27 protein-coding genes are annotated in these 24,881 nt (G+C 40.0%); 24 read left to right on the top strand and 3 right to left on the bottom strand.

Annotation, left to right across the window (positions count from 1 at the left end):
• The first annotated feature begins 11 nt into the window (after positions 1 to 11).
• Together EQJ87_RS06335 and EQJ87_RS06330 are read left to right on the top strand one after the other, a co-directional pair.
• Complete coding sequence (locus tag EQJ87_RS06335) at positions 12 to 215, top strand: PspC domain-containing protein (protein WP_130123834.1); 204 nt, start codon at positions 12 to 14, stop codon at positions 213 to 215.
• A gap of 29 nt (positions 216 to 244) precedes the next feature.
• Complete coding sequence (locus tag EQJ87_RS06330; protein WP_130123833.1) at positions 245 to 715, top strand: PspC domain-containing protein; 471 nt, start codon at positions 245 to 247, stop codon at positions 713 to 715.
• 227 nt (positions 716 to 942) lie between these two features.
• On the opposite strand, the gene EQJ87_RS06325 is transcribed toward EQJ87_RS06330, so the two are convergent.
• Positions 943 to 1,695 (bottom strand): biotin--[acetyl-CoA-carboxylase] ligase, encoded by a 753-nt coding sequence (locus EQJ87_RS06325; protein ID WP_130123832.1) that lies wholly within the window; start codon positions 1,693 to 1,695, stop codon positions 943 to 945.
• A 224-nt stretch (positions 1,696 to 1,919) separates the two neighbouring features.
• Here EQJ87_RS06325 and EQJ87_RS06320 point away from each other — a divergent pair, with 224 nt between their 5' ends.
• The 11 genes from EQJ87_RS06320 (at position 1,920) to fmt (ending at position 13,244) form a co-directional block, all read left to right on the top strand.
• A complete protein-coding gene (locus EQJ87_RS06320) occupies positions 1,920 to 3,116 on the top strand; it encodes an SAM-dependent methyltransferase (RefSeq protein WP_130123831.1) in 1,197 nt (398 codons plus the stop codon).
• Between the two features lie 204 nt (positions 3,117 to 3,320).
• A complete protein-coding gene (gene metK / locus EQJ87_RS06315; RefSeq protein ID WP_130123830.1) occupies positions 3,321 to 4,520 on the top strand; it encodes a methionine adenosyltransferase in 1,200 nt (399 codons plus the stop codon).
• A gap of 103 nt (positions 4,521 to 4,623) precedes the next feature.
• Positions 4,624 to 5,337: a glucosamine-6-phosphate deaminase gene (locus EQJ87_RS06310; RefSeq protein WP_130123829.1), complete on the top strand. Its 714-nt coding sequence runs from the start codon at positions 4,624 to 4,626 to the stop codon at positions 5,335 to 5,337.
• 176 nt (positions 5,338 to 5,513) lie between these two features.
• The gene (gene rny / locus EQJ87_RS06305; RefSeq protein ID WP_130123828.1) at positions 5,514 to 7,109 is read left to right on the top strand and encodes a ribonuclease Y; all 1,596 of its coding nucleotides are present in this window, start codon (positions 5,514 to 5,516) and stop codon (positions 7,107 to 7,109) included.
• A gap of 172 nt (positions 7,110 to 7,281) precedes the next feature.
• On the top strand, positions 7,282 to 7,899 hold the full coding sequence (gene gmk / locus EQJ87_RS06300; RefSeq protein WP_130123827.1) for a guanylate kinase: 618 nt from the start codon (positions 7,282 to 7,284) through the stop codon (positions 7,897 to 7,899).
• 89 nt (positions 7,900 to 7,988) lie between these two features.
• Positions 7,989 to 8,342, top strand: coding sequence for a DNA-directed RNA polymerase subunit omega (gene rpoZ / locus EQJ87_RS06295; protein WP_130123826.1), 354 nt, complete (start codon positions 7,989 to 7,991; stop codon positions 8,340 to 8,342).
• A 254-nt stretch (positions 8,343 to 8,596) separates the two neighbouring features.
• A complete protein-coding gene (locus tag EQJ87_RS06290; RefSeq protein WP_130123825.1) occupies positions 8,597 to 10,933 on the top strand; it encodes a primosomal protein N' in 2,337 nt (778 codons plus the stop codon).
• A 23-nt stretch (positions 10,934 to 10,956) separates the two neighbouring features.
• Positions 10,957 to 11,349, top strand: a complete 393-nt coding sequence (locus tag EQJ87_RS06285) for a nuclear transport factor 2 family protein (protein WP_130123824.1) — start codon at positions 10,957 to 10,959, stop codon at positions 11,347 to 11,349.
• On the top strand, positions 11,346 to 11,867 hold the full coding sequence (locus tag EQJ87_RS06280) for an NUDIX hydrolase (RefSeq protein ID WP_130123823.1): 522 nt from the start codon (positions 11,346 to 11,348) through the stop codon (positions 11,865 to 11,867). Before EQJ87_RS06285 ends, EQJ87_RS06280 begins: the two co-directional genes overlap by 4 nt.
• Complete coding sequence (locus EQJ87_RS06275) at positions 11,830 to 12,297, top strand: VOC family protein (RefSeq protein WP_223804511.1); 468 nt, start codon at positions 11,830 to 11,832, stop codon at positions 12,295 to 12,297. The genes EQJ87_RS06280 and EQJ87_RS06275 overlap by 38 nt, the downstream gene beginning before the upstream one ends.
• On the top strand, positions 12,294 to 13,244 hold the full coding sequence (gene fmt / locus EQJ87_RS06270) for a methionyl-tRNA formyltransferase (RefSeq protein WP_130123822.1): 951 nt from the start codon (positions 12,294 to 12,296) through the stop codon (positions 13,242 to 13,244). The genes EQJ87_RS06275 and fmt overlap by 4 nt, the downstream gene beginning before the upstream one ends.
• 52 nt (positions 13,245 to 13,296) lie before the next feature.
• On the opposite strand, the gene EQJ87_RS06265 is transcribed toward fmt, so the two are convergent.
• Entirely contained in the window at positions 13,297 to 13,482 is a 186-nt protein-coding gene (locus tag EQJ87_RS06265) for a bacteriocin (RefSeq protein WP_130123821.1), read from the bottom strand.
• Positions 13,483 to 13,935: 453 nt separating this feature from the next.
• Here EQJ87_RS06265 and rsmB point away from each other — a divergent pair, with 453 nt between their 5' ends.
• From rsmB to rpsO, 4 genes are all read left to right on the top strand, one after another.
• Positions 13,936 to 15,204: a 16S rRNA (cytosine(967)-C(5))-methyltransferase RsmB gene (gene rsmB / locus EQJ87_RS06260; RefSeq protein WP_130123820.1), complete on the top strand. Its 1,269-nt coding sequence runs from the start codon at positions 13,936 to 13,938 to the stop codon at positions 15,202 to 15,204.
• Positions 15,205 to 15,286: 82 nt separating this feature from the next.
• Entirely contained in the window at positions 15,287 to 16,057 is a 771-nt protein-coding gene (locus tag EQJ87_RS06255) for a Stp1/IreP family PP2C-type Ser/Thr phosphatase (RefSeq protein ID WP_130123819.1), read from the top strand.
• Positions 16,057 to 17,976: a Stk1 family PASTA domain-containing Ser/Thr kinase gene (pknB, locus tag EQJ87_RS06250; RefSeq protein ID WP_130123818.1), complete on the top strand. Its 1,920-nt coding sequence runs from the start codon at positions 16,057 to 16,059 to the stop codon at positions 17,974 to 17,976. The genes EQJ87_RS06255 and pknB overlap by 1 nt, the downstream gene beginning before the upstream one ends.
• A gap of 163 nt (positions 17,977 to 18,139) precedes the next feature.
• Complete coding sequence (rpsO, locus tag EQJ87_RS06245) at positions 18,140 to 18,409, top strand: 30S ribosomal protein S15 (RefSeq protein WP_130123817.1); 270 nt, start codon at positions 18,140 to 18,142, stop codon at positions 18,407 to 18,409.
• Positions 18,410 to 18,543: 134 nt separating this feature from the next.
• On the opposite strand, the gene proC is transcribed toward rpsO, so the two are convergent.
• Positions 18,544 to 19,335, bottom strand: coding sequence for a pyrroline-5-carboxylate reductase (gene proC / locus EQJ87_RS06240; RefSeq protein WP_130123816.1), 792 nt, complete (start codon positions 19,333 to 19,335; stop codon positions 18,544 to 18,546).
• A gap of 129 nt (positions 19,336 to 19,464) precedes the next feature.
• On the opposite strand from proC, the gene glmU reads away from it, so the two are divergent.
• The 7 genes from glmU to pepC all read left to right on the top strand — a co-directional run bounded on the left by glmU (position 19,465) and on the right by pepC (position 24,827).
• Entirely contained in the window at positions 19,465 to 20,841 is a 1,377-nt protein-coding gene (gene glmU / locus EQJ87_RS06235) for a bifunctional UDP-N-acetylglucosamine diphosphorylase/glucosamine-1-phosphate N-acetyltransferase GlmU (RefSeq protein WP_130123815.1), read from the top strand.
• Positions 20,842 to 20,931: 90 nt separating this feature from the next.
• Complete coding sequence (locus tag EQJ87_RS06230; RefSeq protein WP_130124605.1) at positions 20,932 to 21,516, top strand: NUDIX hydrolase; 585 nt, start codon at positions 20,932 to 20,934, stop codon at positions 21,514 to 21,516.
• The gene (gene macP / locus EQJ87_RS06225; RefSeq protein WP_130123814.1) at positions 21,509 to 21,787 is read left to right on the top strand and encodes a cell wall synthase accessory phosphoprotein MacP; all 279 of its coding nucleotides are present in this window, start codon (positions 21,509 to 21,511) and stop codon (positions 21,785 to 21,787) included. Before EQJ87_RS06230 ends, macP begins: the two co-directional genes overlap by 8 nt.
• A 98-nt stretch (positions 21,788 to 21,885) precedes the next feature.
• Positions 21,886 to 22,566 carry a 5'-methylthioadenosine/adenosylhomocysteine nucleosidase gene (locus EQJ87_RS06220; protein ID WP_130123813.1) on the top strand — a complete coding sequence of 227 codons (681 nt, stop codon included), beginning with the start codon at positions 21,886 to 21,888 and terminating at the stop codon, positions 22,564 to 22,566.
• 45 nt (positions 22,567 to 22,611) lie between these two features.
• Entirely contained in the window at positions 22,612 to 22,932 is a 321-nt protein-coding gene (locus tag EQJ87_RS06215; RefSeq protein ID WP_130123812.1) for a YbjQ family protein, read from the top strand.
• Between the two features lie 64 nt (positions 22,933 to 22,996).
• Positions 22,997 to 23,311, top strand: coding sequence for a hypothetical protein (locus EQJ87_RS11720; protein ID WP_223804510.1), 315 nt, complete (start codon positions 22,997 to 22,999; stop codon positions 23,309 to 23,311).
• Between the two features lie 205 nt (positions 23,312 to 23,516).
• Positions 23,517 to 24,827 carry an aminopeptidase C gene (gene pepC, locus EQJ87_RS06205; protein ID WP_130123811.1) on the top strand — a complete coding sequence of 437 codons (1,311 nt, stop codon included), beginning with the start codon at positions 23,517 to 23,519 and terminating at the stop codon, positions 24,825 to 24,827.
• Positions 24,828 to 24,881 lie beyond the last annotated feature (54 nt).

The raw sequence follows: 24,881 nt of genomic DNA, 5'->3' as shown, positions 1-24,881 counted from the left end.
AAAGATGAAGAATGGCTAAAAAACAACTAAGAAGATCAACTAACAATCGTGTAATTGCAGGAACCATTGGAGGACTTGGAGAATACTTTGGCTTGAGCCGCTTGTTAATCAATATTATTCGAGTTCTGATTGTGCTTGGTGTTTTCGGAAGTTGGGGAACCTTGTTCATCGTTTATGTGATTGCCAGTGTACTCATGACGCCAAAGCAAGCATAGATTTTAATTTTCTAAGGGAAGGATAAAAAATGTCTAAAAGACAATTAACAAAATCAAGAACAAACCGACGAGTTAGTGGGGTTATTGCTGGGATTTGTGAATATTTCGGTTGGGGACGAGATATCGTCACTTTACTACGGATTCTCTTTGTCGTGCTGGCTTTTGGAAGCTGGGGCGGCTTGATTCCACTTTACTTTGTAGCAAGTTGGATTATGCCAAATGATAGAGAATCGCGGCATTATGATGATTATCAAGGCGACTATCAAGAAAAATGGCAACGTAAAGCACAACATTTCGACGAAAAAATGGATCGCTGGTCAGACCGTTATGCAGATAAAATGGATAAATGGGCGCAAAATTACGAGAGAAAATTTGATCAAAAAGGTCAAAATACTGACTGGAACAATCCTTGGGACGCACCAGAAGGCAATTCAAAGCGTAAAATGAAAGAGGCAGAGCCAATCATCAAAGAAACTGAAGATGACTGGTCAGACTTCTAAAACTCAGAAAAATCACTGACGGCATCAAATTTTATAGAGAAAATGCTGACGTAATTGAATTTGGTCAGAGAAATCACTGACGGAATTCAACTTTCGCAAAAAATACTGACACCATTAAATTTTACACCATCTGCGTTCAACCTGCAGAACTTGTATTGAAAACAGGTCCTCCATGACCTAAAACTGGCCTCCTATATAATAATAAATTGCAAAAAATGGACTTGTCATCAAGTCCATTTTTTTAATGAAATTTCGCCACTCGACAAAATTTTACGTTCACCATTTGCCAGTTCAACGACTAATTCGCCAGCTTCAGTCAAATCAAGTGCTTGGCCAGAAAAGAGTGTTTCATTTTGAAAAAAACTCACTTCTTTCCCCAAAATGAAAGAATGCGATTTATAGATATCAAAAAACGCTCCATTGGACAATCGTTGAAATTCCGCCCAAATCTCAGCAATTAACTCTGAACGTGTGAGCGTTGGCGCCTCATCAACGAACAAAGAAGTCGCTTTATTTGCGAGTTCCTCAGGGAAGTCAGAAATTGAAAAATTGATTCCCACACCAATCACAACCTGCGGTGTAGTAGTTGCTGAAAAGTTTGCTTCCGCCAAAATTCCCACAAATTTTTTATCTGCCAAATAAAGGTCATTGACCCATTTGATTAAAGGTTTTTTAGAAGTCAATTTTTCAATAGCAGAAACGACCGCCGCCGCTGTCAGCAGGGTGTATTCAGGCATTTTTCCCGCAATCATTTCAGGCTTGATCAATAAACTCATGTAGATTCCGCCAGATTCTGCCGCAAAATATTGGCGTCCGAACCGTCCATAAGTCGCCTTTTGCTGTTCGGTCAAATAGAGACAATTTTCCTGCCCATCCAACTTGGCGTCAAGCTGCGTTGATTCTGATTCTGCCACAATTTTTACATCCGACAACCAAGGATTTTTCTGTAAGATAATACTTTTTTCTAATTTGTCACTCATTTTTTTATTATAGCAAAATATTTTTATTTGCTCTAGTTAAAAAATTCACTATTTTTAGTAGCTCATCAATTTTCCAAAAGACAAAGTCAGTCTTGAAATGTCAACGTTTTCCCGCTAAGGAATAGCAAAAATTTTCAGAAAATATAAGATTTCAACTATTTGACAATCCCTGTTCTACGGAGTATAGTTTTAATAGTATAACGTTAGGAAAGGGAAAAAATAACTTGGTATTTGAAAAAACAGTCTTGAACAAAGCACTTGCAGCAGCCTTTGACATTCCAATCACAGTCACCTATTGGGACGGAAAAACAGAAAAATACGGCGAAGGCGAAAGCCAAGCGCATATCACTTTTAACAAAAAATTTTCATTTAGCGACCTCTCCTCGATGCCAACTTTGGTACTCGCCGAAGCTTACATGAACGAAGAAATCGAAATTGAAGGCAGTATTCAAGAGTTAGTCAGCTCAGCCTACCGTAAATCTGGAAGTTTTTTGACGGATCAATCTGGTTTTGCCAAATCAATGGTAAAACTTTTAGGCAATCACTCTCAAAAACAATCACGTGCGGATATTCACAGTCATTATGATATCGGAAATGATTTCTATAAAAAATGGCTTGATTCGACGATGACCTATTCATGTGCCTATTTTGCCCATGAAAATATGACCCTCGAAGAAGCACAAGTCGCGAAAGTTCATCATATTTTAGACAAATTACACAGCACACCAGGTAATCGCCTGCTTGATATTGGTTGTGGTTGGGGGACGCTGATTTTTACTGCCGCCCAAGAATATGGTCTGGAAACAGTGGGGGTGACCCTCTCTGAAGAACAATATTACTATGTTCGCAAAAAAGCGGAAGATTTGGGACTTCAAGATAAGGTTAAAGTCTTCTTGATGGATTATCGGGACCTTAAAGAAGGTGAGTTTGATTACATCACCTCAGTCGGAATGTTTGAACACGTCGGTAAAGAAAATTTGGAGATGTACTTCCAAAAAGTTTATGACTACCTCAAACCCAATGGTCGTGCGCTTATCCATGGTATTACAGGTCAACACCGAGGTGCTGGAGTGGATCCGTTCATCGAAAAATACATTTTTCCTGGGGGATATATTCCAAATATCTCAGAAAATATTGACCATATCATGACCGCTCATCTCCAAGTCGATGATATTGAGCCTTTGCGCCGCCATTACCAAAAAACGCTCGAAATTTGGAATGAAAATTATCTGAAAGTCTTTGATGAAGTGGTAGAATCAATGGGTAAACCCTTTGCTAGAATGTGGACGATGTATCTGCAAGCTTGTGCCGCTAGTTTTGAAGCCGGAAATATTGACGTGATTCAATTCTTATTGACTAAAGGAGCATCAGGGCAAGGATTGCCGCTTTCACGTTCTTATATGACAAAGGCCGACTTTTAAATTTTAAATCGTAAAATTCAAAACACAACAAAGCCTAAGAATTGTGCTAAAATAAAGAAGTTACAATTTCCGATGGTTGGATTGCAAAATCCTAGCGAAGCTAATTCGCTCATTGCCTGTAACCGAAAATCAAAATGACTCAGTTTGTTTGATAAGTAGCTTTTGAACTCTTACAAACTACTGAAAATAAGGGGAAATTACAAAATGTCAGAAAAACATTTATTTACATCAGAATCAGTTTCAGAAGGTCATCCCGACAAAGTCGCAGACCAAATCTCAGACGCTATCCTTGATGCCATTGTTGCGCAGGATCCAACCGCACACGTTGCTTGTGAAACAGTTGTTTACACAGGAACAGTAAGTGTCTTTGGTGAAATCTCAACAACTGCTTATGTGGATATCGCTCAAGTCGTTCGTGATACGATTAAAAAAATCGGTTATACCGATAGCGAAAATGGTTTTGATTACAAATCAGTTGGTGTTCATGTTTCACTTGTGGAACAATCAGCCGACATCGCCCAAGGGGTTAACGAAGCCGAAGAAGTGCGAGATAAAGACGGAAACGCCATTGATCCACTTGATTTGATTGGTGCTGGTGACCAAGGGATGATGTTTGGCTTTGCAACGAACGAAACAGCTGAATATATGCCACTTGCAATTGCATTGTCACATCAATTAGTTAAGAAATTAGCGGATTTGCGTAAATCTGGAGAAATTTCATACTTGCGTCCTGATGCAAAATCACAAGTTACCGTTGAATATGATGACAAAGGTAAAGCACAACGCATCGACACTGTCGTTATCTCAACTCAGCACGCAGCATCTGCAACAAATGAACAAATCCACGATGATGTTATTAACAAAGTCATCAAGGCCGTGATTCCAGCTGAACTTTTGGACGATGAAACGAAATATTTCATCAACCCAACAGGCCGTTTCGTTATTGGAGGGCCACAAGGCGACTCAGGTTTGACTGGGCGTAAGATTATTGTGGATACTTACGGGGGATATGCGCCACACGGTGGCGGTGCTTTCTCTGGTAAAGATGCGACAAAAGTTGACCGTTCAGCCTCTTATGCGGCACGTTATGTGGCTAAAAATATTGTCGCTGCTGGACTTGCTGACAAAGCTCAAATTCAACTTTCATATGCGATTGGTGTGGCTACGCCAACATCAATCAACGTTGATACATTTGGGACGGGTAAAGTTTCAGATGATGAGTTACTGGCAGCTATCCGTAAGGTCTTTGATCTTCGCCCAGCAGGAATTATCAAAATGCTTGATTTGCTCCGCCCAATTTATGGACAAACCGCAGCTTACGGACACTTCGGTCGTACAGATGTTGAACTTCCATGGGAACAAACGAATAAAGTTGAAGCACTTAAAGCAGCTCTAGGAAAATAAAAAAAAGCGGATTTCCGCTTTTTTTATTTTCAACGAGTGGAATCGCTTTAAATAGAATACGTAATCTTGTAAAATAGAAGTAAGAACAAGAAAAGGAGCTTCTATGAAAAAAATCATCACCAAAGATTACGCCACTATGAGTGAGCTTGCCGCAGCTATTGTCCTGGAAAAGATGATGCTACCAAAGCGCGTGAATCTGTCACTTACCGCTGGTAATACGCCAGTTGGAATGTATGAAATTCTTATTGATAAACTTCAAAAAATGGATTTTGACCGTTCTACTGTTCATTATTATAATTTCGATGAAATCCCTCTTGTGGGGGAACGCTATGGGGTGACGATGAGCGCCTTGAACACTGCCTTTTATGACCAGGTGCATATTGATCATGGTAATTTGCATGAATTAACGGCGGAAAATAATCAAGCTTATGACCAAAAAATTCTACAGGATGGGGGATTAGATTTGGTTGTGATGGGGGTTGGGAGTGATGGACATTTTTGTGCCAATATGCCTGGCTACACCAGCTTTGATCGCGAAACGTTTGCGGTTTCTTTTGAAAAGGGAGATGGACTGTATACAGCGATTACTCATTTGACAGATAAAGAACCTGCCTCACCTTATGTAACTTTCGGGCCACGGACGATTTTAGCAAGTAAGCAGCTCCTCGTTTTTGCAAATGGGAAGTCAAAAGCAGAAATTATGAAGAAAGTTTTAGAAGGGCCAATTACTGAAGAAGTTCCAGCTTCGATTTTGCGCACACATCCTAATATTACCTTTATTTTAGATGAAGAAGCAGCGGCCTTGTTGGAAAATTAGTTGAAGAAAGTTGTTTGTTGTTCACGATTGATTTTGAAAACGCCCACAATCATTATTTGAATAATCAAGCTTAAAATGGTATAATGAATGAGTATTTTGCTGTGCAAAATATACTAATTTATAATCAAACTGTTAGGGCTATTGAACCGCAGTAGACCTGACTTTAGAGGAGACTAATGAACATTATTTCTATCGTTCTCTTGGTCTTATTGGTTGTATTGGTTGTCGCTTTTATTTTTTACGCTCAAAGTATTAAGAAAAATAAGCAGGATGCTGAATCTCTTTTTTCTGAGGCGGAAAATAAAGCAAATGAGGTGATGGCGAGTGCTAAACGTGAAGCGGAGTCTGTAAAATTGGAGGCGGAAGCTTTCAAAAAAGAAGCCCGTTACACCCTTCGTGAAGAAGAACAAAAGCAACGTCGTGAAATCGAAGATGAATTTAAGCAAGAACGTCAGGAGTTAAAGGAGACTGAAAAACGCCTAAAACAACGTGAAGAAATCTTGGATCGCAAGGATGATACCTTGACGAAAAAAGAAGAAAACTTAGATTCTAAAGAAGAAAATCTCGTTAGAAAGACCGATACGCTCAATAAGCGCGAAGAAAAATTAACGCATATTGAAGAAAAGAAACGTCTGGAGTTGGAACGGATTTCAAACTTGAACACGGATGATGCCAGAGAAATTATCTTAAGTGAAACACGTGATGGTTTGACTAAGGAAATGGCTCAAATTATTCGTCAAAGTGAGGAAAAAGCTCACGCTGAAGCGGATAAACGTGCAAAAAATATTATTTCGCTGGCTATTCAACGTGTTTCGTCAGATTCTGTAGCAGAACAAACGGTTTCGGTTGTGAGTTTGCCAGATGATGGAATGAAAGGTCGAATTATTGGTCGTGAAGGTCGAAATATTCGTACTTTTGAAGCGTTGACTGGGATTGATGTCATCATTGATGACACGCCAGAAGCAGTGGTCTTGTCTGGTTTTGATCCGATTCGTCGAGAAATCGCTCGGATGACGCTTGAACAATTGGTTCAAGATGGTCGTATTCACCCAGCTCGTATTGAAGAATTGGTTGAGAAAAATCGTAAGACGCTTGACCATAAGATGCGTGAATATGGTGAACAGGCAGCATTTGAGGTGGGAGCGCACAATTTGCATCCTGACTTGATGAAGATTATGGGACGTTTACATTTCCGGACGTCTTATGGTCAAAATGTATTGGATCACTCGGTTGAAGTGGCCAATATTGCTGGAAACTTGGCAGGCGAAATGGGTGAGAATGTCTCACTTGCTAAACGTGCTGGTTTCTTGCATGATATTGGTAAAGCTCTTGACCACGAAGTTGAGGGAAGTCACGTTGAAATCGGAACTGAACTTGCTCGTAAGTATAAGGAAAATCCAATTGTTATCAATACCATTGCTAGCCACCATGGGGATACAGAGCCACTGAGCAACATTGCTGTGCTTGTTGCCGCAGCAGATGCCTTGTCTGCCGCTCGCCCTGGTGCGCGCCGTGAGTCAATTGAGAATTACATCAAGCGTCTTAAGGATCTTGAAGCAATCTCAACAAGCTTTGAGGGTGTTGATACAGCATTTGCTTTGCAAGCGGGTCGTGAGATTCGTGTGATGGTCAAACCAGATCGCTTAACCGATGATAAGATGACAGTGCTTGCACGTGACATTAAAAATCGAATTGAGAATGAGATGGATTACCCAGGTAATATCAAAATTACGGTAATTCGTGAAACTCGTGCGGTTGATTATGCGAAATAAAAAAATTCCCTTCGGGGAGTTTTTTTGTTTGTGAAAACCGAAATGTAACTTAAACATATCAATTGGTTTCTTTTTCGTTACAAAAACTGGCTTTTGGCTGGGCTTTCTGCTAAAATAGATTTAATCATTGATTGATCGAAGCTAAATTTAAAAAAAGATATCGGAGGACGAGATGCGTGAGCGTGGTTTATTAATTGTTTTTTCTGGACCTTCTGGGGTTGGAAAAGGAACAGTTCGTGCGAAAATTTTTGAGAGCGACAATAATTTTGAATACTCTGTGTCGATGACGACGCGCAAACAACGTCCGGGTGAAGTTGACGGAAAAGATTATTATTTCCGTACGCGTGACGAGTTTGAGGAGATGATTCGTAATGGGCAAATGCTGGAATATGCGGAGTATGTAGGGAATTATTATGGCACACCATTGACTTATGTCAATCAGACTTTGGACGAAGGCAAGGATGTTTTTCTAGAAATTGAAGTGCAAGGTGCGCTGCAAGTGAAGGAAAAAGTTCCTGATGGTGTGTTTGTCTTCTTGACTCCGCCAGATTTGGAAGAGTTACGTGGTCGTCTGGTTGGACGTGGGACGGACTCGGCTGAGGTCATTGCATCACGACTTGAAAAAGCAAAAGAAGAAATTCGCTTGATGAGTGAATATGATTATGCGGTTGTAAATGATGAGGTTGACTTGGCAGCTAAGCGGGTTAAAAAAATCATTGAGGCTGAGCATTATCGAGTGGATCGTGTCATCGAACGCTATGTGCATATGATTGATGATGTAAAAGTGTAGAGAAAATACTGACGGATTTTTTTGTCAGAGAAAAAAGGCTGACGGAAGTAGTGTCAGTGCGAAAAGTTTAGAAAATGAGGTAGTGCATTATGATGTTAGAACCGTCAATTGATAAATTGTTGGATCATGTGGAATCAAAATATTCTTTGGTTGTTTTGGAAGCGAAGCGCGCACATGAATTGCGTGATGGAGAACGTCCAACGCAAGAATTCAAAGCTGTAAAACGCACCTTGCAATCTTTGGAAGAAATTGCTGACGGAACGGTGAAAATTCACCCAGCGCCTGAACTGAAGCGTAAAACTTTGATGGAAAAACGTGAATTAGAACGTTTGCAAGCGAAATTGAAAGAGCAACGCATCAAAGAGCAAATCGCTAAAGAAGAAGCCGAAGAAGAAGCAAAACAAAATAAAAGCCGTGCTGCAAAAGCAGCTGCAGCCGAATAAAATCAAGCGCGTCAGCGCTTTTTTTTCTTTGAAAATATCAGAGAAAATGCTGACGTAATTATTTCCCGCTCGAAATTCGCAGAGAAAATGCTGACGTAATTATTTCCCGCTCGAAATTCGCAGAGAAAATGCTGACGTAATTATTTCCTACTCAAAATTCGCAGAGAAAATGCTGACGTAAATATCGTACAGCTAAAAAGCGCGGAACTCGCTTTTTTGTTATAATAAGATAAGAATGTGGAGGTCAAAGCTTAATGAAAATTGCCAAAGTAATTGTTGATGTCCCACTGATGCAAACGGACAAAGCTTTTTCGTATGCCGTCGGACAGGAATTTTCGGAGCTGATTGAGCCGGGGATGCGCGTGCATTTGCCCTTTGGTACAGGTAATCGTTTGGTGCAAGGGATTGTGGTGGAAGTGCTTGAGCAGTCCGAACAGCTCGAAAATTTGAAAACAATTGCTGAATTATTAGACCCTGAACCCGTGCTCACTCCAGAGCAGTTGTGGTTGGCAGATGAGATGCGCCATTCCGTGTTTTCATACAAGATTTCTTGTTTAAAAGCCATGCTGCCCAATCTACTCAATTCCAATTATGACAAGCTTTTGCGGGCATCTGACGGAAGCAGCAGCAAATGGTCAGAACTGACAGAAGCGCAAAAAATTGCATCAGCAAAAGCCGTTCGAGCAGGCGAAATCAGCATTGAATACCTCGCCAAATCGAAAGAAAATCGAAAAATTGAAAAATACCTCAGCGTACCAGATTTAGACAAATTAGCTCAGTTTGAAATCGAAAAAAGAGCCAAAAAACGTCTAGAGTTGAAATACTTTCTTTTGCGACTCAACCAAGAAAAAATAGCCCTAAAAACCTTAGATTTTTCAACTCAAATCATCAAATTTTTTGTTGAACATGACCTCGTCAAAATTGAAGAAGTGGAAATTTCGCGCACGAAAGAAAAATTTGCAGCTATCCAAAGCGACCAAGCGAAACAGCTCAACGCAGAACAAACTCAGGCCTTTGAAAAAATTATCCACAATCCAGAGCGAACTTTTTTGCTAGAAGGCATCACAGGCTCTGGAAAAACAGAGGTTTACCTGCAAACTATTGACCATTTTCTAAAAAAAGGGCAGACAGCCATCATGCTAGTCCCAGAAATTTCCCTAACACCGCAGATTACCAACCGTTTCATTGCCCGTTTTGGTGACAAAGTTGCCATTATGCACTCGGGTCTATCAGACGGCGAAAAATACGATGAGTGGCGAAAAATCAAATCAGGACAGGCCCAAGTGGTTGTCGGCGCTCGCTCCGCGATTTTTGCACCTGTGGAAAACTTAGGGATCATCATTATTGACGAAGAGCACGAAAGTAGCTACAAACAAGACTCTAGCCCCCGCTACCATGCCAGAGACATTGCACTTTTACGGGCGAAATGGCATGGCGCGGCGCTTCTTTTAGGATCAGCCACACCAAGTTTGGAGTCGCGAGCGCGGGCCATGCGTGGTGTTTACGACCTTCTACTATTGACCAAAAGAGCCAATGAAGCAGCAATTTTGCCAGAAATTCAAGTTGTGGATATGCGTCAAGAAATTTCTGACCAATCGACCAATTTTTCGCAAACCCTGCTCCAGAAAATAAAAGAAAAAATAGAAAAAAATGAGCAAATCATTCTCATGCTCAATCGACGAGGTTATTCCTCTTTTGTGATGTGTCGGGAATGTGGCTTTGTCGTTGATTGCCCGAATTGTGACATTTCTCTGACCTTGCACATGGACACTAGAACCCTCAACTGTCATTATTGTGGACACGTTCAAGGCATTCCGCAAACCTGTCCCAATTGTCAATCTCGCAAGATTCGTTATTACGGCTCAGGCACCCAAAAAGTCGAAGAAGAACTCCACAAAATCCTCCCAGAAGCTCGTGTCTTACGGATGGACGTAGACACGACGCGTACTAAAAACGCCCATGAAAAAATTCTGGACAAATTTGGAAAACACGAAGCCGATATTTTACTTGGCACGCAAATGATTGCCAAAGGACTTGATTTTCCTAATGTCACTCTAGTTGGCGTCATCAATGCAGACACAGGACTCAATCTTCCCGATTTCCGTGCCAGTGAGCGCGCTTTTGAACTCTTGATGCAGGTCGCTGGACGAGCTGGACGAGCGGATAAAAAAGGTGAAGTGATTATTCAGACCTTTAACCCCAATCATTATGCTATTCAACTCACCAAGGCTCAAGATTATGAAAAATTTTATGAGAAAGAAATGGCTTTTCGAAAGGAACTCTCATATCCGCCTTATTATTTCACTGTTCAAGTGCTGATTTCTCATCAAAATGAAGAAATAGTCATTCAAAAAGCTTATGAAATCGCCCAACTCCTAAGACAAAATTTGACGACCAAAGCAAAGATTTTGGGCCCCACTGCCCGTCCTATTGCCAGAACACACAATCTTTTTCATTATCAAATTTTGGTCAAATATCGTTTTGAAGAACAACTTGAAAATGCACTAAATCAAGTGCTAGAACTCACTCAACAACGTGAAAACAAAAATTTGCGGGTACTGATTGACAGCGAGCCGCAAAATTTTGTCTGATAAAGAAAGCAAGGGAAAATAAGATGACCAAAAAGGAGCTTTTTTACCGTACAATTGATGCGTGGTTAGAAAAAGATGCTGAAAAACTACTTGCGACCCTTTCAGAAGATATTTTATACACAGAATGCTACGGCGCACGCTACAAGGGGAAAAAAGAAGTGGAAAAGTGGTTTTGTCACTGGACTGAACCTGTGGAAAACAGCGTAAAATCTTGGACGGTGCACGATGCTTATTTTGATGGAAATACAGGATTTTTCCCCTGGACTTTTCATTGTGTGTATAAGGATAAAGAAAGTATTTTTGACGGCATTTCGCTGGTGAAATTTGAGGGAAATCAAATCATTGAAATCCAAGAATTCGAGCAAAAACACGAAAAATTTCGCCCTTATCATAATGAAGGCGGGAAAGGAGAATGATTGAGAACGTTCAAAAACTCAAGCACTTTGGAGTGTACGCTGTTGCTCTAGATGCAGGCAAATTGCTTGTGATTGAAAAAAATTCTGGTCCCTATCAAAATCGCTACGATTTACCAGGTGGGTCACAAGAAATTGGAGAATCCATGCAAGAAACCCTTGAGCGTGAAGTCCTTGAAGAAACAGGATTTACAGTAGTTTCAAGTGCTAATAGTCGAGTTTATTCCGCATGGGTTTACGAAAAAGAACGTCAAGTTCTCACCCATCACATTTTTAACCTTTACGATGTCAAATTAAGCCGTGAAGCGCAAAAACTCCCTGAATTTGTCGCCGATGGGAAAAACGATTCTGACCGAGCACTCTGGAAAAGCTTGACAGAATTTTCACCTGAAAACTCCTCCCCACTTATCCAAAAAGTAATTGCTGAAAATAAAAATTATCCCCATGTGGATAAAGCCGAAATTTACAAAGATTGGAAGGTTAATGATGAAAGCGAAAATTACTCCAAGCCTCTGGTTTGATGACAATGCCGAAGAAGCGATGAACTACTATGTTTCTGTCTTTCCAAATTCAGAAATCACAAGAATCGAGCGCTACCCTGACGAAAAGCTTGATGAGCATTTTGTCGGGCAAGCGGGAAAAATCATCAATGGCGAATTTATACTCAATGGGGAAAAATTTATCTGCCTCGATGGTGGACCACTTTTCAAATTTAATGAAGCAATTAGCTTTACGGTCACTTGTAAAGACCAAGCAGAAATTGATTCCTATTGGGCAAAACTTTCTCATGTTCCCGAAGCCGAACAATGTGGATGGTGCAAAGACAAATTTGGTCTTTCTTGGCAAATCATCCCTGAAAACCTAGGAGAGCTACTCGCTCAAAGCGACAAAGCCATCCAAATCCTCATGCAACAAAAGAAAATCATTATCAAGGAGTTTGAAAATCAATGACACAAACAAAAATTATCTTCATGGGAACACCACCATTTGCTGCAACTGTTCTACAAGGCTTGATTGATTCCAATCAATATGAAATTCTAGCCGTCGTGACTCAACCCGATCGTAAAGTCGGCCGCAAACAAGAATTGCGCATGACTCCAGTCAAAGAATTAGCTTTGAGCGTTGATTTGCCAGTGCTTCAGCCCGAAAAATTATCAGGTTCCTTGGAAATGACTCAGTTGATGACGTTAGCTGAATCAGGGGAAGTGGGCATTGTGACAGCTGCTTTCGGACAATTTTTACCAGGAAAATTGCTTGATGCGGTTACTTTTGCTGTCAATACCCATGCTTCTTTGTTGCCAAAATATCGAGGAGGGGCGCCCATTCATTACGCTATAATGAATGGTGAAAAAGAAGCCGGTGTGACCATTATGGAAATGGTACGCAAAATGGATGCTGGCGACATGATTTCGCAAAGTTCAATTCCTATTCTTGATGAAGATAATGTTGGAACAATGTTTGAAAAACTTGCTCTAGTTGGACGTGATTTATTGCTTGAAACTTTACCCAAATATCTCACTGGCGAGATTCAGCCAATCGCCCAAGATGAAGCGGAAGTAAGCTTTAGCCCCAATATTTCTCCGGAAGAAGAAAAAATCGATTGGACGAAATCAGCACGAGCGATTTTCAATCAGATTCGTGGGATGAATCCTTTCCCAGTAGCCCATAGCACATGGAATGGAGAGCGGTTCAAAATTTATGATTCAAGAGAAACAGCAGGAGCTGGTGAGCCTGGTGAAATCATTGAAAAAACTAAAAAAGGACTTACTGTTGCTTGCGGTACGGGGGCATTACAACTCCTCAAAGTTCAACCTGCTGGAAAACCGCAAATGGAAATCACAAGTTTTCTCAATGGACTTGGACAAAAAATCCAGCTTGGAGATAAACTAGGTCAATAGAAAAAAACTCATCATTTTGTGATGAGTTTTTTATTCCGTTTTTTTATAACATTTAATAAAAAGGTTCATTTTCAGAATCGTCAAATACTTCGATAAGGGTGATTGATTTATTATCAATGACTTCCAATTGGCCATTTTCTAGTTTGATAATGCAACAGTGCTTATAATTTGACTCTTCTCCAAAGATAATAACGGCATTTTCCCCGCTCACAGTTTTAATGACATCATATTTTTTCATAAATTCTCCTCATATTTTTGTTCGTTGTTTCTGCATTCTTTTGAGTAGACTTTTCCTAAAAATCCTAAAGAAGGAGCTAACAATTAGCCAGATAAGCTCATTTATGGCGACTTAATCTGTTAAATATTTTTAGTAAATTATAACATTTACTTGGAATTTAGTCAGGAATTTTTGGGAAGTAATGTATTTTTTAAAGGAGAATTAAGAAGATCCCTTATAACTCAAGCTTAAAGAGTAGTAATTTTGCTTAGTCGGTCTAGGCTCTATGTAGCGCAGTAGCATTTTTGAGTTACGCAAGAACCCATAGTAGGGATTACCTGGAAGAAATATTTTAACTAGCCTTTGAGTGAAATGTATTGCACCTTATTGCAATACATTTTTTGAAGAACCGCTAAACACCCTGTTTAGCAAATCGTATTGCATTATATTGTTAGGGTGTGTTATACTAGCTCTATGAAAAAAAATGCAAGACAAACTGCTCTCATCATTCTCAACGATATTTTTGGTAATGATGCTTACGCCAATATCTCACTCGATCGAAATTTACGCGATTCGGAACTTTCTACGGTGGATAAAGGATTTGTGACAGCACTCGTTTACGGTGTTGTTTCTAAAAAAGATTTATTAGAATGGCATATTACGCCTTTTTTAAAAAAACAACCAAAACCTTGGGCAAAAATGTTACTTTTATTGACGGCTTATCAAATTTTATTTATGGATAAAGTCCCAACTTCAGCAGCTGTTGATGAAGCGGTGAAAATTGCTAAACGTCAAGATGGTCAAGCGACAGCCAATTTTATTAATGCTGTTTTACGTAATTTTATGCGTTCAGAACATCGCTTTGAAGAACCAAAGGATTGGGAAACGAAGTATTCAATGCCAAAACTTTTGTTAGACAAAATGGTACGTCAATTTGGTGGAAAACGAACAGGGGAAATCCTTGAAAGTCTCGAAAAACCAAGTCACGTCAGCTTACGTAAGCTTGATCCAACTGTCGAATTGTCCGGAACGCGTCCGTCAGAATTAGCAGCAACAGCGCTTATTGCTGACAGTGGAAATTTTGCGGCCACAGAAGAATTTCAGTCTGGACGAATTACGATTCAAGATGAATCAAGTCAGTTGGTTGCACCGCAACTGGAAATCACAGGGACAGAAGAGATACTTGATGCCTGTGCTGCACCCGGGGGCAAATCAACGCATATGGCACAATATTTGACAACGGGTCAGATTATAGCACTTGATTTGTATGAGCACAAGTTGGAATTGATTGAGCAAAATGCGGAGCGCCAAGGTGTTGCAGATAAAATCAGAACTGAAAAAATGGATGCGACGGAGATTTATGAAAACTTCGGGGCAGAAAAATTTGATCGTATATTGGTTGATGCCCCTTGTTCAGGAATTGGTTTGATTCGTCGGAAACCAGATATTCGTTATCGTAAAGAAAATTCGGATTTCTTGGATTTACAAGCAATTCAGTTAGAAATTTTGGATAGTGCCTCGAAAAGCTTGAAAAAAAGTGGTATAATGGTATACAGTACTTGCACAATTTTTGATGAGGAAAACTTTGATGTTGTTCATAAATTCCTCGAAAATCATCCAGATTTTGAGCAAGTTGAAATTTCACACGAAAAATCAGACATTATCACTGACGGTTGTATTTTTATCACACCGGAAATGTATCATACTGACGGATTCTTTGTTGCGAAATTTAAAAGAAAATAATTTACTTAAAGTGTTTATTGAGCAATCAAAAAATGCAAAAAAGTCATTGAATTATTAAAACTTTGTTCTTTAAGGAGAAGAAGTGGAATACAGTATTTTATCAGATATCGGCTCAAAAAGAACCACTAATCAGGACTATGCCGATACATATGTTAACCGTGCCGGCTATCGTTTGTTTCTTTTAGCAGATGGTATGGGTGGTCACAAAGCAGGAAATGTAGCGAGTAAGCTTACCGTAGAAGACCTTGGCAAACTTTGGTCAGAAACTTTTTTTGATGAGGGTACTCCAGAAACGACAATCGAAATTTGGTTGCGTAATCAAATCCGAAACGAAAACGAAAACATTGCAAGTCTAGGAAAACTGGATGAGTATCAAGGGATGGGAACGACGCTTGAAGCCTTGGTCATTCAAGAAAATCTGGCAATTTCGTCTCACGTTGGTGATAGTCGGACTTACTTGATACGTGATGGCGAAATGAGCAAGGTAACGACGGATCATTCGTTAGTCCAAGAGCTTGTTGATGCGGGCCAAATCACTGAAGAAGAAGCGGAAGTTCATCCTAACAAAAATATTATTACGCGATCTCTTGGGCAAACTAATGAAGTCCAAGCGGATATTCAAAGTTTGCAGCTCCAAGTTGGAGATGTCATTTTGATGAACTCTGATGGATTGACGAATATGGTTTCGACAGCAGAAATTTTGGAAGTGTTGGCGCGTGAAGATTGGACTTTGGATAATAAGGCCGAAGCTCTGATTCGTTTGGCAAATGAACACGGTGGTTCAGATAATATTACCGTGATTCTGGTTAATTTTGATGGGGCGGTTGTGACACAAGCTCAGGAGGTTAGCTGATGATTCAAATCGGTAAAATCTTTGCCGATCGTTATCGGATTATCAAGGAAATTGGACGTGGCGGCATGGCTAACGTTTATCAAGGAGAGGACACTTTCTTGAGTAATCGGAAAGTTGCCATTAAAGTCTTGCGTTCAAATTTTGAAAATGATGATATTGCGATTGCCCGTTTTCAACGGGAGGCGTTTGCAATGGCAGAGCTTTCTCATCCTAATATTGTCGGAATTTCTGACGTTGGTGAATTTGAAAATCAACAGTACATCGTTATGGAATTTGTTGATGGGCCAACGCTAAAGCAAAATATTATTCAAAAAGCGCCATTTTCTAATGAAGAAGCGATTGAAATTACGACCGAAATTCTATCGGCAATGGAAATGGCTCATTCACACGGAATTATTCACCGTGATTTGAAGCCACAGAACGTTCTGGTTTCGCCAGATGGGACAGTCAAGGTAACGGATTTTGGGATTGCAAAAGCACTGTCCGAAACGTCCTTGACTCAGACCAATACTATGTTTGGTTCGGTGCATTATTTGTCACCAGAGCAGGCGCGTGGTTCAAACGCTACGGTGCAGTCAGATATTTATGCGATTGGGATTATTTTATTTGAGCTTTTGACGGGGCAAATTCCTTTTGATGGGGATTCTGCGGTCGCTATTGCTTTAAAACATTTCCAAGAAAATATTCCAAGTATCATCAATATCAATCCAGAAGTGCCACAAGCATTAGAAAATGTAGTCATTTGGGCGACGGCTAAGGATATCAGGGATCGTTATGCTAATGTTGAAGAAATGATGAATGATTTGGCAACGTCAATCAGTTTGGATCGAAAAGGTGAATCTAAGCTTATTTTTAAGAAAGAATCTGACGCTACAAAAATAATGCCAGCAAATCTTATCAATCCTTATGACACAAAGCCATTGATTGATAAAAAAGAAGGAAATGATGTGGCAGCTTCATCAGAGATGGGCGAGAATAAAAAAACTCAATCTAAAAAGAGCAAAAAGAAAAAAGCCAAGCGAAATCTTCTTGTTCTAGCTTTGATTATGCTCCTCGTTGTTGCTGGGGTAGCATCTGCTTGGTTGCTCTCATCTCCAAAGAATGTTGAAGTCCCTTCTGTGACAAATCTCACAGAAACACAAGCAGAAGCGAAAATCAAAGCAGCTAACCTTGAAGTTGGTACTGTCCATAAGCAACAAAGTTCAAGTGTTGCTACTGGTAAAGCAATCAAGACGAATCCTACAAGCGGCTCAACCGTACGCACACGGAGTTCAGTGGATTTATATATTTCCACTGGAAATGAAAATGTGATTACGATGGATGATTATGTTGGTGAGGATATTGATGATGCTATGGCGGCCTTACTGAAGGACTTTAATATTAGCGAAAATCAAGTTGTCCAAAAAGAGGTCGAAAGTGATACTTATGCTGCGGGTATTATTATCAAGCAGACCCCTAAAAAAGGTGAGAAGTTTGATACAAGTAGTAATGACAAGATTACTTTTGAAGTATCTAAAGGTAAGAAAATTCAAGTTCCTGACTATAAACCAAATGGAATCTACATGACATATCAAGATTACCGTGCGGCTTTGGAGCAAGCTGGCTTCACAATGGGTGATAATATCATCTTTAGAGCGCAAGCAAGTACAAGTCCTCAATCAGATGGTTATGTCTGGAATGTCACACCAGAGCCTGGGGCCTCTGTTTCACCAGACGCAACGATTTCTGTGACTTATAGTGTTTATACAGCACCATCAACGACAACAACTACAACTACGTCAGCAACTTCTGAAGCTTCAACGACTTCTGAGCCTACTAAAACCCCAGAAAGCTCTCCTTCAGATTCTAATACTTCAACGGCAGAAGGAACAACGGGAAATACAAATTCTGAAAAGACCACGACTGCTGGTACAAATTGAAAGGACTAAAAAACTAGATTGATTTCTAGTTTTTTTTAGCAAAGCTTGAAAAAAGAGAAGAAAAAGTGTATCATAGGAGAGTAGTTTTTTACAACCCATTCTTGGTTTCATGCTTGCCAAGCTGTCACTCGGACTGGGCAATACAAATAAAGGAGAAAAACTCATGGCAATTTCAAAAGAAAAAAAACAAGAAATCATCGCTCAATACGCTCGTAAAGAAGGCGATACTGGTTCACCAGAAGTACAAATCGCTGTATTGACTTGGGAAATCAACCACCTTAACGACCACATCAAATCTCATAAAAAAGACCACGCAACTTACCGTGGATTGATGAAAAAAATCGGTCACCGTCGTAACCTTCTTGGTTACCTCCGTGGTAAAGACGTTCAACGTTACCGTGAACTCATCGCTTCATTGGGACTTCGTCGTTAATAAAAAATGCCGTAAGGCATTTTTTTGGTTTTTAAACTCAGAGATTTTACTGACGGATTTTACTTCATGAGAGAAAATGCTGACGTAAATTTAAAAGGTAATAAAAGAACTTACGAAATGTAAGTTCTTTTGTTTTATCTGAGTTGGTTTTCTTTATCAATTGTTGCTGTAATGGCGTCAATGACTGTTCCCACAAAATGATTTTTTTCGAGGCTGACCACACCAGCGACAGTGGTTCCACCAGGGCTTGATACTTTATCTACAAGGCTCCAAGGATTTTCACCACTTTGCAAAATCATCTCGGCAGAGGCTTGCAAAGTTTCAGCGACAATTTTTGTAGCTTGGTCTTTGGGAAGTCCATGCAAAACACCAGCTCGGGAAAGTGCGTCAATAAACATATAAATGTAGGCAGGGCTTGAGCCAGCAATCGCAGCAAAAGTTGAGAAGTCTTTTTCAGCAATTTGGTGAACGGAGCCGACAGCGCCAAAAATTTCACTCGTTGCGTCAAAAGCTTCGTCACTGACAAATTCATTGCGGACAATGGCTGAGGTGGACTTGCCAATTTGAGCATTGATATTGGGCATGACACGAATGATGCCTTGATTTTCTGAAGCAGCGAGCGCCTCCAAATCAGCTAAAGTCAATCCAGCAGCAATGGAAATCAGTGTTTTATCTGCGGATAAGGCAGAAGAAAGTGGGCGTAGTACTGACGGAAGAACTTGTGGCTTGATGGCAAGAACGATAAGGTCTGATTTTTTGACCAATTCGTCATGATTTTGGACAGCTGTCACTGATAAATCAGCAGCTTGTTGTTTTGTTTTTTCAAAATCTCGACCAGAGATGAGTAAATTAAATTTTGTTTTGTCGAGGCCAGCAATAATAGCACTTGCCATTTTTCCAACTCCGATAAATCCGACTGTTTTCATAAAAAATTTCCTTTCTAACTTGTGTCCATTTTATCATAAAAAGTTAAAAGGATTGCAAAAAACTTTTTTTAATATGGTATAATTGAATAAAGTTTTTTTATTTTGCTATGTATAATAGAGGAGAAATTTATGGATAAATTTGCAATTGTCTTAGCCGCAGGAAAAGGAACACGTATGAAATCAGCCCTTCCGAAAGTGTTGCACAAGGTGGCTGGTAAATCAATGCTTGGCCATGTTTTGACAAGCGTTTACGAAGTTGAAATTGAAAAAAAAGTCGTTATTGTTGGTCACGAAGCTGATCAAGTGATTGCTACTTTGCCTAGAGGAACTCAATTTGTTAAGCAAGCGGAACAATTGGGAACAGGTCATGCAGTGAGAATTGCCGCGGACTTGCTGGCAAATAAAGAAGGGGCAACCTTGGTTATTGCAGGAGACACGCCATTGATTACTGGCTCGACTTTGCAGGCTCTTTTTGATTATCATTTTGCCCAAAAAGCGACAGCGACGATTTTGACAGCTATTGCGCCAAATCCTACGGGTTATGGGCGAATTGTACGTGGCGAAGATGAGTCTGTTGAAAAAATCGTTGAGCAAAAAGATGCTGACGATTTTGAAAAAGCAATCACTGAAATCAACACAGGCACTTATATTTTTGATAACAAAGCGCTTTTTAAAGCGTTGAGCGAAATTACAACGGATAATGCTCAAGGCGAATATTATCTGACTGATGTCATTGAAATTTTTAAAAAAGCAGGTCAAACCGTTGCTGCTCATGTGTTGGATGACTTTGATGAAAGTCTGGGTGTTAATGATCGTGTGGCACTTGCGCAGGCTGAGAAAACCATGCGCCAACGCATCAACCATGCTCACATGGTGAATGGGGTCACTTTGATTGATCCAGAAACGACTTATATTGAGAGTGATGTAATCATTGGTGAAGAGACAGTCATTGAAGGAAATGTTGTGATCAAAGGGCAAACAAACATTTTCAAAAATGTTTATATCACGAATGGAAGTCGGATTGTTGATTCAGAGATTCATTCAGATTGTGAAATTCGTAATTCTACAATTGAAGAGAGTCGTTTAAGCGTTGGAAGTAATGTGGGGCCATATGCTCATTTGCGTCCAGGGACGGTTTTGAGTGAAGAAGTTCATATCGGAAACTTTGTTGAGATTAAAGGTTCAACGCTTGGAAAAGGTACAAAAGCTGGACATTTGACTTATATTGGCAATGCGACAGTGGGTGAAAAAGTTAATTTTGGGGCTGGCTCAATCACAATCAACTACGACGGTAAAAATAAGTACAACACAGAAATCGAAGATTTTGCTTTCATTGGATCAGGCTCACGAATCATTGCGCCTGTTCACATTGGTAAAAATGCTTTGACTGCTGCAGGTTCAACGATTACCGAAGATGTACCAGATGAAGCGATGGCTCTGGGACGTTCACGTCAGGTTAATAAGTTGGGACGTGCGAAGAAAATGCCACATTATCGTGGTCAATAAGAAAAAATAAAAGGAACAAAGCCTTTTGCCTGCTTTGTTGAGGAAAAATTGCTTTGCAATGCTGAGGCGATTTTTCTTTGGAAAGGAGTTATCATGGATTTTGATGATAAAAAATTTGAAGAAAAAACATTGTCACGACAAGAAATTTTTCATGGGAAGATTTTTCAAGTCGCGCGTGATATTGTAAGTTTGCCTGATGACAGCACGAGTTTTCGTGAGTTAGTTTTTCACAATGGTGGCACAGCGATTGCGCCTGTGCATCGGGGAAAAATGGTTTTAGTTGGTCAGTATCGCAAGGCTTTAGAGCAGTTTATTTTTGAAATTCCTGCGGGGAAACTTGAAAAAGGTGAAGAAAAAGATCCCAAAGCTGCGGCTTTGCGTGAATTAGAAGAAGAAACGGGTTATCAAGCAGAAAAGGTAACGGAAATCACGTCTTTCTATGGTACTCCGGGCTTTTCATCGGAAAAAACTTATGTTTATTTTTCGGAAAATCTAACAAAGCTTGAGCAGCCTAAACCAGCTGACGATGGCGAATTTTTGGAACAAATTGAAGTAACTCTAGACGAAGCAAAAGCAATGATTGGACGTGGTCAGATTGCCGATGCTAAAACAATTATGGCGGTTTGGTACTGGGAGATGAAAATGCTAAAAGCAAAGGAGAACACTCATGCCTAGACCTCTTTTGACCGATGATATCATCGAAAAAGCCAAACAGGATAAGAAAAATCTGGAAAAAAGATTGCAAAAAGAGCTGGAGTCTGATTCAGAAATTGCCCAAAAATATGACAATATTGAGAAGGAACTCAGTAAAAACTTAGTTTATAAGAGCCGACGAATTGAAAACGCAAAGGCTCAAAAACGAGGCAAACTCATCAATAAATGGCTTTTAATCGTGGTTCTTATCGTTGCGCTGTTCTTCGTTGCCTTCTTTTTGTATTATTTCTAATACGAAAAAGATGAGCAGAGCCAGCAGTCGGAAATTTCCTTAGCGTCAGTGTTTTGTGGAGCAGGAAAAAAGTATTTTAAAGAAAGAATAAGATAAAAATGAAATTAGGAATAATCTGTGCAATGGACGAAGAAATCCGCGTTCTTGTTGAAAACTTGGAGCACGCGGGCAAACAAACGCGACATGGACTGATTTTTCACACAGGAAATATTGGGCGGCACGATGTTGTCTTGGTTCAATCTGGAATTGGTAAGGTAATGTCAGCCTTAGCTGTCGGCTTTCTTGTGGACATTTTTGACGTGGATGCCATTATTAACACTGGATCAGCTGGGGCTGTGGCACATGGTCTAGCGATTGGGGATGTGGTCGTCGCCGATAAACTGGCTTATCATGACGTGGATGTGACGGCTTTTGGCTATGCTTTTGGTCAAATGGCGCAACAACCTTTGTATTTTGAGTCAAGTAAATATTTTGTTTCAGAGTTGAAAAAAGTCTTGGAAAATGTTCATGTGGGCTTGATTACAAGCTCGGATAGCTTTATCAGCAGTCCTACAAAGATTGTGGAAATTAAGAATCATTTTCCAGAAGTTTTAGCGGTGGAAATGGAAGGGGCATCGATTGCCCAAGCGGCAACCGCACTTGGTAAGCCTTTTGTGATTATTCGTGCTATGTCGGATACGGCAGACCATGATGCCAATGTGAATTTTGATCAATTTATCATTGAAGCTGGGCAAAAATCAGCCCAAGGTCTGATTCGTCTGTTGCAAAAAATGGTATAATTTAGTTAAAATAAGATTTAGCTAGGGAAAATTGGAGGAAATCGGATGATTATCACAACAACGAACACGATTGAAGGTGTTGAAATTAAAGGCTATAAGGGAATTATCTTTGGCGAAGTGGTCGCTGGGGTTGATTTCATCAAAGATTTCAAAGCAAGTTTCACAAACATTTTAGGTGGTCGTTCAAAATCTTACGAAAATGAATTGATTCAAGGACGCGAAGAAGCGCTGGAAGAACTGAAACAACGGGCGCAAGCGATTGGTGCTAGCGCAGTTGTGGGAGTCAAAGTGGACTATGAAACCATCGGAAATAATGGAAGCAACATGATGATGATTATTGCTTCTGGAACGGCTGTTGATATTTAACAAATAAGAAGGAAAAATCTGCCCAAAAGCAGATTTTTTATTTTGATAAGTGGGAGGGCTTAACGTGGAGCAGCAAATTCTTGTTGAAAAAGTGAGAGATTTTTTGCAAAATGAATTTTTATTTGAGCATTGTTTATCCGTTGGTAAAACTGCGCAGGAGCTGTTACTGATGAGCACGCAAGAAGTGATTGCGTCAGTGAAAATTGACAGAGAAAATGCTGACGGAATTTTCAGAGACAAAAGCATCAGAGAAAATACTGACGGAATTTTCAGAGACAAAAGCATCAGAGAAAATGCTGACGAAATTTTCAGAGCTAAAAACGTCAGAGAAAATGCTGACGTCAGCAAATTTGGAGTTGGCTGCGCTTTATTATATTGAGTTCATCAGGGCGCAAGGCTTGAAGGTAGCGCATCCGTGGCTTCTTTCGGCGCAGAAAACTTTGAAAACATGGCTTCAAAGCTGATTTTTTTGACAATTTAGATTATAATAGAAGAATGTAATAAATAATAGGCGGTCATACACATTTTAAAGTGATGACCCTGTTCAACGGCTCTGTCAGAATGTTGAACTTTTGGGAGGTACTATGACAGTAACAACAGATTTTACACAAAAACTCTACGAAAATTTTTCTGAAAATACAAAATTACGTGCGCTAGAAAATGCCGTGACTAAAAATGGTTTGCTTTCAGCACTTGAGGTTCGTGGTTCGCACGCTGCAAATTTGCCAGAGTTTTCCATTGATTTGACTAAAGATCCTGTCACAAACCAAAAAGCATCTGGTCGCTGCTGGATGTTTGCGGCACTCAACACTTTCCGCCACAAATTTATCAATGAATTTAAAACGGAAGACTTCGAGTTTTCACAAGCTTACACGTTTTTCTGGGACAAATACGAAAAATCAAACTGGTTCATGGAGCAAATTATTGGCAATGTCAATATGGACGATCGCCGTTTGAAATTCCTTTTGCAAACCCCACAACAAGACGGTGGACAATGGGACATGATGGTAGCAATCTTCGACAAATACGGCATCGTGCCAAAAGCTGTTTATCCAGAATCACAAGCGTCAAGCAATTCACGTGAGCTCAATCAATACTTGAACAAATTGCTCCGCCAAGATGCAGAAATCTTGCGTTACACCCTTGAACAAGGTGGCGATGTGCAAGCGGTCAAAGAAGAACTTTTGCAAGAAATTTTTAATCTCCTTGCCACAACTTTGGGCTTGCCACCACAAAACTTTGAATTTGCCTTCCGCAACAAAGACAATGAATTTAAAAAATTCACTGGAACACCAAAAGAATTTTACAATGAATTTGTTGGCATTAACTTGAACGAGTATGTGTCAGTTATCAACGCCCCAACGGCTGATAAACCTTACAATAAGAGCTACACCGTTGAATTTTTGGGTAATGTTGTTGGTGGAAAAGAAGTCAAACATTTGAACGTCGAAATGGATCGTTTCAAAAAATTGGCGATTGCACAAATGCAAGCTGGTGAAACGGTTTGGTTTGGTTGTGATGTGGGACAAGAATCAAATCGCTCAGCAGGCCTGTTGACTATGGATTCTTACGATTTCAAAGCTGCTTTGGACATTGAATTCACCCAAACTAAAGCTGGACGTTTGGATTATGGTGAATCCCTCATGACTCATGCGATGGTGTTAGCTGGAGTGGACTTGGACGTCGATGGTAATTCTGTCAAATGGAAAGTTGAAAATTCTTGGGGTAAAGAAGCTGGAAATAAAGGATATTTCGTAGCTTCTGACGATTGGATGGACGAATACACTTACCAAATCGTGGTTCGCAAAGATTTGCTCAGCGCTGAAGAACTTGCTGCTTATGAAGCAGAGCCACAAGTCCTTTTGCCTTGGGATCCAATGGGCGCTTTAGCTTAAAAATAAAAAATCATTTAACCAGTTGGTTAGATGATTTTTTTTTGAAATGAGTTG

The sequence above is a fragment of the Lactococcus sp. S-13 genome (genome assembly GCF_004210295.1).
Classification (GTDB): Bacteria; Bacillota; Bacilli; order Lactobacillales; family Streptococcaceae; genus Lactococcus.
The sequence above is the reverse complement of the archived record's forward strand: the minus strand, read 5'-3'. Positions and strand labels throughout refer to the sequence as shown.

Coding starts and splice junctions, on each gene's coding strand:
- gmk (WP_130123827.1), top strand. CDS start 7,282: ATGCGTGAGCGTGGTTTATTAATTGTTTTTTCTGGACCTTCTGGGGTT.
- pepC (WP_130123811.1), top strand. CDS start 23,517: ATGACAGTAACAACAGATTTTACACAAAAACTCTACGAAAATTTTTCT.
- EQJ87_RS06330 (WP_130123833.1), top strand. CDS start 245: ATGTCTAAAAGACAATTAACAAAATCAAGAACAAACCGACGAGTTAGT.
- rsmB (WP_130123820.1), top strand. CDS start 13,936: ATGAAAAAAAATGCAAGACAAACTGCTCTCATCATTCTCAACGATATT.
- EQJ87_RS06215 (WP_130123812.1), top strand. CDS start 22,612: ATGATTATCACAACAACGAACACGATTGAAGGTGTTGAAATTAAAGGC.
- EQJ87_RS06285 (WP_130123824.1), top strand. CDS start 10,957: ATGACCAAAAAGGAGCTTTTTTACCGTACAATTGATGCGTGGTTAGAA.
- rpsO (WP_130123817.1), top strand. CDS start 18,140: ATGGCAATTTCAAAAGAAAAAAAACAAGAAATCATCGCTCAATACGCT.
- rny (WP_130123828.1), top strand. CDS start 5,514: ATGAACATTATTTCTATCGTTCTCTTGGTCTTATTGGTTGTATTGGTT.
- EQJ87_RS06290 (WP_130123825.1), top strand. CDS start 8,597: ATGAAAATTGCCAAAGTAATTGTTGATGTCCCACTGATGCAAACGGAC.
- EQJ87_RS06275 (WP_223804511.1), top strand. CDS start 11,830: ATGATGAAAGCGAAAATTACTCCAAGCCTCTGGTTTGATGACAATGCC.
- pknB (WP_130123818.1), top strand. CDS start 16,057: ATGATTCAAATCGGTAAAATCTTTGCCGATCGTTATCGGATTATCAAG.
- EQJ87_RS06265 (WP_130123821.1), bottom strand. CDS start 13,482: ATGAAAAAATATGATGTCATTAAAACTGTGAGCGGGGAAAATGCCGTT.
- EQJ87_RS06335 (WP_130123834.1), top strand. CDS start 12: ATGGCTAAAAAACAACTAAGAAGATCAACTAACAATCGTGTAATTGCA.
- EQJ87_RS06310 (WP_130123829.1), top strand. CDS start 4,624: ATGAAAAAAATCATCACCAAAGATTACGCCACTATGAGTGAGCTTGCC.
- EQJ87_RS06280 (WP_130123823.1), top strand. CDS start 11,346: ATGATTGAGAACGTTCAAAAACTCAAGCACTTTGGAGTGTACGCTGTT.
- EQJ87_RS06325 (WP_130123832.1), bottom strand. CDS start 1,695: ATGAGTGACAAATTAGAAAAAAGTATTATCTTACAGAAAAATCCTTGG.
- rpoZ (WP_130123826.1), top strand. CDS start 7,989: ATGATGTTAGAACCGTCAATTGATAAATTGTTGGATCATGTGGAATCA.
- EQJ87_RS06220 (WP_130123813.1), top strand. CDS start 21,886: ATGAAATTAGGAATAATCTGTGCAATGGACGAAGAAATCCGCGTTCTT.
- macP (WP_130123814.1), top strand. CDS start 21,509: ATGCCTAGACCTCTTTTGACCGATGATATCATCGAAAAAGCCAAACAG.
- fmt (WP_130123822.1), top strand. CDS start 12,294: ATGACACAAACAAAAATTATCTTCATGGGAACACCACCATTTGCTGCA.
- glmU (WP_130123815.1), top strand. CDS start 19,465: ATGGATAAATTTGCAATTGTCTTAGCCGCAGGAAAAGGAACACGTATG.
- proC (WP_130123816.1), bottom strand. CDS start 19,335: ATGAAAACAGTCGGATTTATCGGAGTTGGAAAAATGGCAAGTGCTATT.
- metK (WP_130123830.1), top strand. CDS start 3,321: ATGTCAGAAAAACATTTATTTACATCAGAATCAGTTTCAGAAGGTCAT.